A 12179-nucleotide genomic window follows, 5' to 3' on the forward strand; every position below is an offset into this window, starting at 1 on the left:
CGTTGTAACCCTCGGCGCGCTGAGTGGCTTCTCCGATGAGAAGGGCGATGTTCGGGCGAACACCAGTTGGCCGGCGGTGGCTCAGACCAGCTACGGCGTGAACAACACCAGCTGGCCGAGTTCCGCGACAGCGGGATCCGGGAGCTGACCGTGACCACTCCACCCGACGACCGCTCCTTCCGCCGCGAAATGGCCACCGCCTACCGCTCCGGCTGGCACTTCATCGACCTGGTCACCGCCATCCCCCACAGCGGCGACTCGTTGATGGTGACTGTTTTCGGCGAGCCGGTGGTCGTCACGCGGGACGAGGACGAGGACGTACGGGCTTACCGGTGTCTGCGGCGGCCTCGGGGGGCGCCGCAGCCCGTGCGGTGTGCCGTACGGTACGGAATGATCTTTGTGAACCTGGACCAAAGGGACCACGAGCAGGTGGAGGCCGACTCTCCTGCCCCGAGGACCATCTCTGCCACCCCCCGCAGTGCCTGACGCGATTCCCCCGTCGTAACAGATCGCTCAGGTGCTTCCCCCCGCAGCGGCGTCACCGTGACCTGAACACGGTGACGCCGCTGCAGTTTCTGGCGACATTTCCGGTTATCACCGCAGTCACGCAGTGGCCGGATCCAGTCGATCACCGGTGTGGATTTTCACTTCGGTCAACCTCGGCATCAGCCGCGGCATCAACCCCGCCCCATCGCTCGGGTCAGCTCGATCTCGATCACCACGCGTGCGGGATTCGGCGAGGGGGTCCGTCCGTAGCGCTCGGCGTAGCGGCGTACCGCCTCCGCGACCCGGTCCGGCTCGGTGCGGACGAAGGCCCGGCCCTCCAGTGTCGCCCAGCGCCGGCCCTCCATCTGGCAGACGGCGACCGCCGCCCCCTGTTCCCCCGCGGCCAGCACGTGCCGCGCCTTGGCGCTCGCCTTGTTGGTGATTACCCGAGCGAGCCGGGCCGCGGGATCGTATGTGACCCCGACGGGTACCACGTGCGGAGTGCCGTCCGGGCGGGGAGTCGTCAGGGTGCACACGTGCCGTTCCCGCCAGAAGCTGAGGTACGGCTCGTCCGGAGCGCCGGGATCGACGGAGTACTTGGTCGCCATGCCCCGGAACTTAACCCCTGCGCCCCTCCCCGAATGGTCCTTGAGTGGACTAGACTCAACTTTGTGTACGTCGTTCGGGTCAGTGCAAGGAGGAGAACGCGAACGTGGACGCCGAGCTGACCAACCGGAGCCGGGACGCGATCAACGCGGCCAGCAACATGGCCGTCACGGAGGGGCACCCTGACCTCACCCCCGCCCATCTGCTTCTCGCGCTGCTCCAGGGACAGGACAACGAGAACATCACCGATCTGCTCGCCGCGGTCGACGCCGACCAGGCGGCCGTGCGCGCCGGAGCCGAGCGGGTGCTCGCCGGGCTGCCCAGTGTGACCGGATCCACCGTGGCGCCGCCCCAGCCCAACCGCGAGATGCTCGCCGTCGTCGCCGACGCGCAGGCCCGCGCCAAGGACCTGGGGGACGAGTACCTCTCCACGGAGCACCTCCTCATCGGCATCGCCGCGAAGGGCGGCGCGGCCGGCGAGGTGCTGTCCCAGCAGGGCGCCGACGCCAGGAAGCTCCAGGACGCCTTCCAGAAGACGCGGGGAGCGCGCCGGGTGACCACGGCCGACCCCGAGGGCCAGTACAAGGCCCTGGAGAAGTTCGGGACGGACTTCACCGCCGCCGCGCGGGAAGGGAAGCTCGATCCCGTCATCGGGCGGGACCAGGAGATCCGGCGCGTGGTGCAGGTGCTGTCCCGCCGTACGAAGAACAACCCCGTGCTCATCGGTGAGCCCGGGGTCGGCAAGACCGCCGTCGTCGAAGGGCTCGCCCAGCGGATCGTCAAGGGGGACGTGCCGGAGTCCCTGAAGGACAAGCGGCTCGTCGCGCTCGATCTGGGGGCCATGGTCGCCGGGGCCAAGTACCGGGGCGAGTTCGAGGAGCGGCTGAAGACCGTCCTCGCCGAGATCAAGGACTCCGACGGGCAGATCATCACCTTCATCGACGAGCTGCACACCGTCGTGGGGGCCGGTGCCGGCGGCGACTCCGCCATGGACGCCGGGAACATGCTGAAGCCCATGCTCGCGCGCGGTGAGCTGCGCATGGTGGGTGCCACGACCCTCGACGAGTACCGCGAGCGGATCGAGAAGGACGCGGCCCTGGAGCGGCGCTTCCAGCAGGTGCTGGTCGCCGAGCCGAGCGTCGAGGACTCCATCGCGATCCTGCGCGGCCTCAAGGGCCGCTACGAGGCCCACCACAAGGTGCAGATCGCCGACAGCGCGCTGGTCGCCGCCGCCGCCCTCTCCGACCGGTACATCACCTCCCGCTTCCTGCCCGACAAGGCCATCGACCTCGTCGACGAGGCGGCCTCGCGGCTGCGGATGGAGATCGACTCGTCCCCTGTCGAGATCGACGAGCTCCAGCGCGCCGTCGACCGGCTGAAGATGGAGGAGCTGGCGATCGGCAAGGAGACCGACGCGGCCTCCCGCGAGCGTCTGGAGAAGCTGCGCCGCGACCTCGCCGACAAGGAGGAGGAGCTGCGCGGCCTCACCGCCCGCTGGGAGAAGGAGAAGCAGTCCCTCAACCGCGTCGGTGAGCTGAAGGAACGCCTCGACGAACTGCGCGGCCAGGCCGAGCGCGCCCAGCGCGACGGCGACTTCGACACCGCCTCCAAGCTGCTCTACGGCGAGATCCCCGCCCTGGAGAAGGAGCTGGAGGCCGCCTCCGAGGCCGAGGAGGCGTTGACATCTTCCGCCTCCGGCGGGGGCTCCAAGGACACCATGGTCAAGGAGGAGGTCGGCGCCGACGACATCGCCGACGTCGTCGCCTCCTGGACCGGGATCCCCGCCGGGCGGCTGCTGGAGGGCGAGACGCAGAAGCTGCTGCGCATGGAGGACGAGCTGGGCAAGCGGCTCATCGGCCAGACGGAGGCCGTGCGGGCGGTCAGCGATGCCGTACGGCGGTCCCGCGCCGGAATCTCCGACCCCGACCGCCCCACCGGCTCCTTCCTCTTCCTCGGGCCGACCGGTGTCGGCAAGACGGAACTGGCCAAGGCCCTCGCCGACTTCCTCTTCGACGACGAGCGGGCGATGGTCCGCATCGACATGTCGGAGTACAGCGAGAAGCACAGCGTGGCCCGGCTGGTCGGTGCCCCGCCCGGATACGTCGGTTACGAGGAAGGCGGCCAGCTCACGGAGGCGGTGCGCCGCCGTCCGTACTCCGTCGTCCTGCTGGACGAGGTGGAGAAGGCCCACCCCGAGGTCTTCGACATCCTGCTCCAGGTGCTCGACGACGGGCGTCTCACGGACGGGCAGGGCCGCACGGTCGACTTCCGCAACACCATCCTCGTGCTGACGTCGAACCTGGGCAGCCAGTTCCTGGTCGACCCGCTCACCAGTGAGGCGGAGAAGAAGGAACAGGTCCTGGAGGTGGTGCGGACCTCCTTCAAGCCGGAGTTCCTCAACCGCCTGGACGACCTGGTCGTCTTCGCCGCCCTGACCAAGCCCGAGCTGGAGCGCATCGCCAAGCTCCAGATCGAGCGCCTGGCCAAGCGCCTCGCCGAGCGGCGCCTCGCCCTGGACGTCGCGCCCGAGGCCCTGGCCTGGCTCGCGGAGGAGGGCATGGACCCGGCGTACGGCGCCCGCCCGCTGCGCCGCCTCGTCCAGACAGCCATCGGCGACCGCCTCGCCAAGGAGATCCTCTCCGGCGAGATCAAGGACGGCGACACGGTCCGCGTCGACCGCATCGGCGACGAACTGCTGGTGGGACCGGCTACGGGCAAGACGCTGTAGGACCTCACATGGTGAACGCCGAGAAGCGCATCCGCGCCGTCTCGGCGTTCACGTACTCCACCCGCACCTGCACCACGTGTGCCCCGGCCGTGGCGGGCAGGCCGTCCTCGTGGCTCACGTCGAGACAGAGAGCCCCGCAGGAGGCGTCCGAGCGGGCCTCGGGCGCCTTCGGATACGTCTCGCGCAGCCAGTCGCGCACGTCCTCGCGCGGCATCCGCAGCACCGCCGTGTACGCGGTGTCGATGCCCTGCTGCATGGTGCAGTCCCCGACGTGGGCGTTCACCGGAGGCGAGGCACCGCCGAAGGCCAGCGCCTCGGCGCAGGGCACCTTCTCCAGGGCCCGCGCGCGTGGGTCCCCCTCGTCCGACAGGGCCCACACGAAGAGGCCGGCGGTCAGGAACCCGAGGACGAGCACCGGCACGGCCAGGACGGGCAGGATCAGCCGCCACCGCGTGTAACCCCTGCCCGGTTCCGCCATCGCAGCCCCCTCCGCCCGTCATTCAGGAGGACGGCGTGCGGCACCTGGAGGTTGCGGTTGACCGGATCGTGTCAGCCATGGGCTTAGCGGGGTAGTCGGGGCTTGCCACCCCCCTCCCCGCATGGGGGAGGATGGCGGGATCCGTACGAAGGGAAAATCACGGTGACCATCGACCCGTCCTCGATTCCGAACTTCGGGGGCCAGCCCGAGCCGCAGCCGTCAGGTCCGGCGGGCCCCGTCGTCCCGGATCAGGACCTCGTGAAGCAGCTCCTCGACCAGATGGAGCTCAAGTACGTCGTCGACGACGAGGGAGACCTCGCGGCGCCGTGGGAGCAGTTCCGCACCTACTTCATGTTCCGGGGTGAGGGAGACCAGCAGGTCTTCTCCGTGCGGACGTTCTACGACCGGCCTCACGAGATCGAGGCCAAGCCGCAGATCCTGGAGTCCATCGACGACTGGAACCGCCGCACCCTGTGGCCCAAGGTCTACAGCCACACCCACGACGACGGCACGGTCCGCCTGATCGGCGAGGCCCAGATGCTGATCGGCATGGGCGTGAGCCTGGAGCACTTCGTCTCCTCGACGGTCAGCTGGGTGCGGGCCGCGATCGAGTTCGACAAGTGGCTCATCGAGCAGCTCGGTCTCGAGGAGGAGATCAACGAGGCGGAGAAGCCCGAGGACGAGGAGTAGGCCCCAGCAGGCCCCGCCCCAGCGGCGCGTCGGCGCGTACGAGCAGAGAGGTACGTGCTGTACGCGCCGTACGCCTTTTCAGGCCCCGCCGACGCCCTTCAGGCGGCGTACGGCCTCCTCCAGCACCCCCGTCCGCTTGCAGAACGCGAACCGTACGAACGGGGCGCCCTCCTCGCGGTGGTCGTAGAAGACCGCGTTGGGGATCGCGACGACACCGGCGCGTTCCGGCAGGGCGCGGCAGAAGGCGAAGCCGTCCGTCTCGCCCAGGGGGCGGATGTCGGTGGTGACGAAGTAGGTCCCCGACGGCCGGAAGACCCGGAAACCGGCCTCCTCCAGGCCCGCCGCCAGCAGGTTCCGCTTGACCAGCATGTCGTCCCGGAAGGCCGTGAAGTACGACTCGGGCAGCGCCAGGGCCTCCGCGACCGCGTACTGGAACGGCCCCGACGCCACGTACGTCAGGTACTGCTTCGCCGAGCGCACCGCCGTGACCAGCTCCGGCGCGGCCGTCACCCAGCCGACCTTCCAGCCGGTGAACGAGAACGTCTTGCCGGCCGACCCGATGGTGACCGTACGCTCGCGCATCCCCGGGAACGTCGCCAGCGGCACGTGCTCGGCGTCGTCGAAGACCAGGTGCTCGTACACCTCGTCCGTCACCACGAGCAGGTCCCGCTCCACCGCCAGCTCGGCGATCGCGGCCAGCTCCGCGCGGGTGAGGACCGTGCCGGTCGGGTTGTGCGGGGTGTTGATCAGCAGCAGCCGGGTGCGGTCGGTGACCGCGTCGCGCAGTTCGTCCAGGTCGAGACGGAAGCTGTCCTCGTGCGGGCGGAGCGTGACCGGCACCCGCGTACCGCCCGCCATCGCGATGCACGCCGCGTACGAGTCGTAGTACGGCTCGAAGGCGATCACCTCGTCACCCGGCTCCAGCAGGGCGAGCAGCGAGGCGGCGATGGCCTCCGTGGCGCCCGCGGTGACCAGGACCTCCCTGTCCGGGTCGTACGACAGCCCGTAGCGCCGCTGCTGGTGGGCGGCGACCGCGGTGCGCAGCTCGGGGACGCCGGGCCCCGGCGGGTACTGGTTGCCGAGGCCGTCCCGCAGCGCCCGCACGGCGGCCTCCCTGACCTCCTCGGGGCCGTCGGTGTCGGGGAAGCCCTGCCCGAGGTTGATGGCGCCGGTGCTCAGGGCCAGGGCCGACATCTCGGCGAAGATCGTCGTCCCGAACTCGGCGAGCCGGCGGTTGAGGAGGGGGCGCGCGCTGGAGGTCATGCGGGTCATCCTCCGCCGAAGCTCTGGACTTCCTCAACTCTGCTTTGGGGCGCGTCGGGGGCGGGCATCCCCTGTTCACGCAAGAGCGAGGCGCCCACGGGGGGCCGCTTCGGGGGAACGGAAGGAGGGTGGCGCCATGGTAGTCGGCATCATCCTGGCGGTGATCGGAGTCGTCCTGGTCGGGGCGCTGGTGTCCAAGGCCCGCAGCGGCGGATCCGGGCGGACGACCCGTCGCGGGGCGGGGGCGTCCACCGGATCGGGGCACGCAAGCGGGGGCAGCTGGTGGGCCGGGAGCGGAGACTCCGGCTCGTCCGGCGGAGACAGCGGGGGGCACTCCTGCGGCGGCGGGTCGTCCTGCGGCGGGGGTGGAGGAGGAGGCGGCTGCGGCGGCGGAGGCAGCTGACGTACGTCGGCCGCGCTCCCGACGGGGGAGCCGCACCCACCGAACGCGGGGTCCGCACTGGGGCGGGCCCCGCGTTCCCGTGCCCACCGGAGGGGCCGGGGTTTCCCGTGCCGGCCGGGGTTCCGGTGTTCCCGTCCGGAGGGCGTGCCGAACGCCTGTTGGGCAACTTCGAGTGTGTTCTGGCAACTTCGCATGCCTGTAGGACAACTGCCGCCGAGAAGTCATGGACCGAGGTGTGACTCCGGCAACTGCGTGCGTCAAGCGGGCACTTCGGGAGGACAGTGAAGGGCCGGGTGCCCGCCCGTCACAGCATGCCGGCGTGAGCCACGGCGCACCGGCGCACGCCTCCCCGGCAAGGGCGCACGCCGTAGTTGAACAGTTGAGCTGTGGAGCCCTCTGAGGGATGGAAACCCTACGAACTTGGGTAAAGACGCTGTTGCGGCGCCACAGTTCATGATTCCCTCTAAAACACCGACGCAGCCTCTCGGACGTTCTGCGGACCTTCCCGAAACCGGCCGACCGGTTTGCCCCGGGCCGAATCCCCCGGTGCGACCGGGGTGCAGCGGACCCATCTCCCTCTCCTTGTGTGCTTGCGGAGCCGATCCATGCTCACGACCCTGAACACCTCCTACACCGACACGCGCGCGGCCGATCTCGCCTGGGCCCTGGGGCGCGAGCCGCTTCCCGCACTGGCCACGCTCGACCTCGAACTGACGGGCATCAAACTTCAGTTGCGACTTCTCGGCGCGTCCCACCAGGTTCTGCTGGAGGAAGAGGGGGGCGTCTGCTCGGAGACGGTGGCGTGCATTCCCGGCAGCAGCACGCCGCTTCCGCTGGGCGTCGCCAAGCGGGTGGGCGACTGGGAGTACGAGTTCGCGGCCCGGGTCGAGGTCCTCTCGCCCGGCTCCTTCGCGGGCCGCGCCCAGGAGTTGCTGGCCCTCGTCTCCGACCATCCGCACGGCCTGGCCGGCGTCTTCCCCGGCAGCCCGCACGCCTTCACGGCACTGCTGGCCCAGCACCACGAGGGACAGGTGCACTGGCGCACCTGGCACGCGTACCCGCAGGACGGGCAGTTGGTGGCGACCCGCACGAAGGTGGGCGTACGGGTGCCGGCGTCGGTCGCCGCCGCCAACTGAATCTCCCCGGCACTTCACTCACTCGGCGAACCGGATCTCGTACCGTCATCGGGCCTCTGTAAACCAGCACCACACGTGTGGGTGACGAACCGCAGTGGAGGCGTGACGTAACGTCGCAGCGTGATCGAGCCGCACGCGCCCGCCCCGCCCGGTTCCCCGCCGCCCTGGAGCGCCCCGGGCGGCCCCGGCGGCCCGGCGCGGCTGCCCGTCCGGCCGGGCACCGGACGGTTCCTGGTCCTGGCGGGTGTGTTCGTCTGCGCGGCCTGCGGACTGGTGTACGAACTCGAACTGGTCGCCCTGGCCTCGTACTTGATGGGTGACTCCGTCACCCAGGCGTCCGTCGTGCTGTCCGTCATGGTCTTCGCGATGGGCATCGGCTCCCTCGCCGCGAAGCGGCTGCGCGGGCTCGCCGCGGCCGGCTTCGGCGCGGTCGAGGCGACACTCGCCCTCGTCGGCGGGTGCAGCGCGATGGCCCTGTACGCCGTCTTCGCCTGGACCGGCGACTGGGGCGGGATGTGGGCCAGCGGGCCGCGCTGCCTCCTGGTCGCCTTCTCCCTCGCGACCGGGCTGCTCATCGGCGCCGAGGTCCCGCTGCTGATGGAGCTGATCCAGCGCATCCGCCGCCAGGACGCGGGCGGTGCGGTGGCCGACCTGTTCGCCGCGGACTACGTCGGTGCGCTCGTCGGCGGACTCGCCTTCCCCTTCCTCCTGCTGCCGTTCCTCGGCCAGCTCACCGGCGCGCTGATCACCGGCGCCGTCAACGCGGTCGTCGGGGGCGCGCTGGTGCTCGGCCTGTTCCGCCGGGACCTGACCCGGCGCGCCCGCTGGCTGCTGCTGCTCGCCAACGCGCTCGTGCTGGCGATCCTCGCCTCGGCCGCCGTCCTCGTCGACGACTTCGAGCGGGCCGCCCGGCAGGCGGTGTACGGCGGGGACGTACGGGTGGCGCTCCGGACCGGCGTGCAGGAAGTGGTCCTCACCGGGGGCACGCACGGACGGCCCCTCGACCTGTTCCTCGACGGCCGGCTGCGGGTCAGCGGGCGCGACGAACCGCGCTACCACGAGGCACTCGTCCACCCGGCCATGACCGGGCCGCACGCGCGCGTGCTGATCCTCGGCGGCGGTGACGGACTGGCGGCACGCGAGGTGCTGCGGCATCCCGGGGTGGACCGGGTCGACGTCGTCGAACTCGACGAGGAGGTGCTGCGGCTGGCCCGCACCGACCCGGCCCTGTCCGCGCTGAACGAGCACGCGTTCGGCGACCCGCGCGTGCGCGTGACCACGCAGGACGCCTTCGGCTGGCTGCGCGGAGCGCCGGCGGCGTCGTACGACGTGGTCCTCTCGGATCTGCCGGACCCGGGCATCACGGCCAGTACGAAGCTGTACTCGCAGGAGTTCTACGGCCTCGCGCGGCGGGTGCTCGCCCCCGGCGGCCGGCTCGTGGTGCACGCCGGGCCCGTCGCGTCCAGCCCGCGGGTGTACTGGACGGTGGACGCGACCCTCCGCGCGGCCGGTTTGCGCACCGCCCAGTACCGCACGGGCGGCCGCCACGCCGGTTTCGCCGCCGGCCCCGACCGCACCCCCGCCGACCGCTCCCGGGCGCCCCGGGACTGGGGCTTCGTCCTGGCCGCCCGGACGGAACCGCGGCCCCGCCTCGGCCCGGACGGTCCACGCCCGCACGTCCTCACGGACGCGTCCCTCGCGGCGGGGGAACGGGCGGCACGGGGCACGCGGATCGCGGGGCTGCCCGCGTCGACGCTGGTGCATCCGCGCTACTGAGCGGGCCCGGGGCGGCCTGACGAGGGAGGGCGAGGGCGGTGAGGATACGCCTGGTGGGGGCGTATCGGGGGCTAATCCCGAAGGCGGGGGTGCGTTTCGGCGCGTGCTGGGTAGAGTCCGTCCACATGGAGCACGAGGTGTTCGTTCCGGTTCCGGCCGAGCGGCTCAGGGAGGTGCTGGACGACCCCGCGCGGGTCGCCCGGGCGGTCCCGGGGCTCCAGCAGGACGCCGGCGCCGAGCCCGTCACCGGGCGGCTGAAAATCCGGGTCGGCAGCCACTCCGTCACGTACCGGGGTGCCGTACGGGTGTCCCGGGCGGACGACGGGGCGTACGCCGTCGAGGGCGACGCCACGGAGGCCCGCGGCAGCGGCTCGGTGAAACTCACGCTGCGGATCGCCCTGCGGGACGCGCAGGACGGTACGACGGTCGTGTTCGACGGTACGGCCGCCGCGGACGGGCGGATCAAGGACCTCCCGTCCGACGCGGTGGAGGGCGCCGTCACCCGCCTGCTGAACCGTTTCGCGGAACACCTGGCCGCGGCAGCCCCGGAAACGACCACGCCCCTCGCCACCCAGGACTTCGAACCCCGCGCCACGACCGATTACGAGACGACCCCGGACGCGGACGACGCGGCTCCGCCGCCTCTGCCTCCGGCGGGGGCCGAGGGGGGCGTGATGGCCGACGCCGACGAGGAGGCCGGGGCTTCGTCGGCCCCGGGACGCGCCGGCGAGGCGTCGGCTCGTGGTCACGCCGACGACCTTCGCGCCACTGAGGCCGGCGACGAGTCCTCCGCGCCGGGTGACGCCGACGAGCCCCCCGCCCCCGCAGCCGACGACGCTCCCGCCCCGGCCCCCGAGCCCCCCGCCGTCTTCGGGAGCGATATTCCGCCGTCCTCTCTCGGTCCCTCGCACGAGAAAGACGAGGACGACGAGGACGACGAGGACATCGCCGAGGCGGCGCACGCGCGGCGGACGATGATCGGGCGCAGTGCCGAGGAGGTCGATCACGCCCCGCCGCGAGGCCGGTACGCGCCGGTGCCCGCGCCGCAGACCGTGATGCCCACCGCCCCGCTGCGCTGGGCGGCCCCCGCGGCGGCGCTCGCGCTGGCGTCGGCCATCGTGGCGGTCCGGGCCCTGCGCAGGCGCCGCTGAAAAGCCCCGCACCGGGTGATGCCCTCTTGATCACCCCAGTAGGGTCGTCCCGTGAGTGACGACAACATCACGCTGACCGCGGGCGACGCGGAGGTGACCGTGCAGCCGGGCAACGGCGGCCGGGTCGGAGGGCTGCGGATCGGCGGCGTCGAGGTGCTCCGGCAGGGGGAGCGGTACGGCTCCTTCCCGATGGTGCCGTGGTGCGGGCGGATCCGCGACGGGCGCTTCCTCGACGGCGCCGTCGTACGGCAGATGCCCCTCAACGCCCCGCCCCACGCCATCCACGGCACCGCCCGCGACGGCGCCTGGCGCACCGCCCGCACGAGCACGGCCGAGGCCGTCCTCACCCACGAGCTCGTCGACCCCTGGCCCCACCCGGGCCGCGTCACCCAGGTCGTCGCCCTCGCCGAGGACGCGCTGACGCTGACCATGTCCGTGGAGACGTACGAGTCGTCGTTCCCGGCGCAGATCGGCTGGCACCCGTGGTTCAACCGGAACCTCGGCGGCGAGGACGTGCGCATCGACTTCGACCCGGCCTGGCAGGAGGAGCGCGGCGACGACCACCTGCCCACCGGCAACCGCGTCGAGCCGAAGCCCGGCCCCTGGGACGACTGCTTCGGCATGCCCGGCGGCGTCGACGTGACCCTCACCTGGCCCGGGCAGCTGGAGCTGAAGGTGGCCAGCAGGCAGGAGTGGGTCGTCGTCTACGACGAGCAGGAGGCGGCCGTGTGCGTGGAGCCGCAGACCGGCCCGCCCAACGGGCTCAACAGCATGCCGCGCCTGGTCACGCCCCTGGAGCCGCTGGAGGCCACCACGACCTGGAGCTGGCGCCGCCTCTAAGCTGGGCGGCATGACGGACACACGCGGCGCGCTGCTGCAGCAGATCAAGGACAAGGCCGTGGTGCACGGCAAGGTGACCCTGTCGTCGGGTCTCGAGGCCGACTACTACGTCGACCTGCGCCGCGTCACCCTCGACGGCGAGGCAGCGCCGCTGGTCGGGCAGGTGCTGCTCGACCTGACCGCCGACCTGGAGTTCGACGCGGTGGGCGGCCTCACCATGGGCGCCGACCCCGTCGCCGCCGCCATGCTGCACGCGGCCGCAGCGCGCGGGCGGCGCCTGGACGCCTTCGTCGTGCGGAAGGCCGCGAAGGCGCACGGCCTGCAGCGCCGCGTCGAGGGCCCGGACATCGCGGGCCGCCGCGTGCTGGTCGTCGAGGACACCTCCACCACCGGCGGCTCCCCGCTCACCGCCGTCGAGGCCGTGCGCGAGGCCGGGGCCGAGGTCGTCGCCGTCGCGACCATCGTCGACCGGGCCACCGGCGCCGCGGAGAAGATCCAGGAGGGCGCCGGGGTGCCGTACCTCTTCGCGTTCTCCAAGGACGAGCTGGGCCTGGACTGAGCCCGGAACGACCAGGGCGTGGACGGTGGCCTGGACCTTCCGGCCAAGTCTGGAAAGATGGGG

At 71.9% G+C, this 12179-nt stretch carries 11 protein-coding genes; 8 read left to right on the forward strand and 3 right to left on the reverse strand.

Annotated features, from left to right (window positions below; all coding sequences use genetic code 11):
* The first annotated feature begins 150 nt into the window (after positions 1-150).
* Entirely contained in the window at positions 151-486 is a 336-nt protein-coding gene (locus CP976_RS23475; protein WP_086604769.1) for a Rieske (2Fe-2S) protein, read from the forward strand.
* Positions 487-677: 191 nt separating this feature from the next.
* Here the strand turns inward: CP976_RS23475 and CP976_RS23480 are convergent, their stop codons facing one another.
* Positions 678-1094, reverse strand: coding sequence for a pyridoxamine 5'-phosphate oxidase family protein (locus CP976_RS23480; RefSeq protein WP_150482153.1), 417 nt, complete (start codon positions 1092-1094; stop codon positions 678-680).
* Positions 1095-1198: 104 nt separating this feature from the next.
* On the opposite strand from CP976_RS23480, the gene clpB reads away from it, so the two are divergent.
* Positions 1199-3820: an ATP-dependent chaperone ClpB gene (gene clpB, locus CP976_RS23485; protein ID WP_150482154.1), complete on the forward strand. Its 2622-nt coding sequence runs from the start codon at positions 1199-1201 to the stop codon at positions 3818-3820.
* A gap of 4 nt (positions 3821-3824) precedes the next feature.
* On the opposite strand, the gene CP976_RS23490 is transcribed toward clpB, so the two are convergent.
* The gene (locus tag CP976_RS23490; protein ID WP_167537396.1) at positions 3825-4298 is read right to left on the reverse strand and encodes a hypothetical protein; all 474 of its coding nucleotides are present in this window, start codon (positions 4296-4298) and stop codon (positions 3825-3827) included.
* A gap of 162 nt (positions 4299-4460) precedes the next feature.
* Between CP976_RS23490 and CP976_RS23495 the strand changes: the two genes are divergently transcribed.
* The gene (locus CP976_RS23495) at positions 4461-4988 is read left to right on the forward strand and encodes a YbjN domain-containing protein (RefSeq protein ID WP_150482155.1); all 528 of its coding nucleotides are present in this window, start codon (positions 4461-4463) and stop codon (positions 4986-4988) included.
* A 78-nt stretch (positions 4989-5066) separates the two neighbouring features.
* Here the strand turns inward: CP976_RS23495 and CP976_RS23500 are convergent, their stop codons facing one another.
* The gene (locus CP976_RS23500) at positions 5067-6260 is read right to left on the reverse strand and encodes a pyridoxal phosphate-dependent aminotransferase (protein ID WP_150482156.1); all 1194 of its coding nucleotides are present in this window, start codon (positions 6258-6260) and stop codon (positions 5067-5069) included.
* 999 nt (positions 6261-7259) lie between these two features.
* On the opposite strand from CP976_RS23500, the gene CP976_RS23510 reads away from it, so the two are divergent.
* The 5 genes from CP976_RS23510 (at position 7260) to pyrE (ending at position 12116) form a co-directional block, all read left to right on the forward strand.
* Positions 7260-7790, forward strand: coding sequence for a DUF2617 family protein (locus tag CP976_RS23510; RefSeq protein ID WP_167537397.1), 531 nt, complete (start codon positions 7260-7262; stop codon positions 7788-7790).
* A gap of 120 nt (positions 7791-7910) precedes the next feature.
* Positions 7911-9566 carry a polyamine aminopropyltransferase gene (locus tag CP976_RS23515; RefSeq protein WP_150482159.1) on the forward strand — a complete coding sequence of 552 codons (1656 nt, stop codon included), beginning with the start codon at positions 7911-7913 and terminating at the stop codon, positions 9564-9566.
* 125 nt (positions 9567-9691) lie between these two features.
* Positions 9692-10717 (forward strand): SRPBCC domain-containing protein, encoded by a 1026-nt coding sequence (locus CP976_RS23520; protein ID WP_229875389.1) that lies wholly within the window; start codon positions 9692-9694, stop codon positions 10715-10717.
* Between the two features lie 51 nt (positions 10718-10768).
* The gene (locus tag CP976_RS23525; protein WP_150482160.1) at positions 10769-11557 is read left to right on the forward strand and encodes an aldose epimerase family protein; all 789 of its coding nucleotides are present in this window, start codon (positions 10769-10771) and stop codon (positions 11555-11557) included.
* A 10-nt stretch (positions 11558-11567) separates the two neighbouring features.
* A complete protein-coding gene (gene pyrE / locus CP976_RS23530) occupies positions 11568-12116 on the forward strand; it encodes an orotate phosphoribosyltransferase (protein ID WP_086605842.1) in 549 nt (182 codons plus the stop codon).
* The last annotated feature ends 63 nt before the right edge of the window (positions 12117-12179 follow it).

This window comes from Streptomyces coeruleorubidus, assembly GCF_008705135.1.
In the GTDB taxonomy this organism is placed as follows: Bacteria; Actinomycetota; Actinomycetes; order Streptomycetales; family Streptomycetaceae; genus Streptomyces; species Streptomyces coeruleofuscus.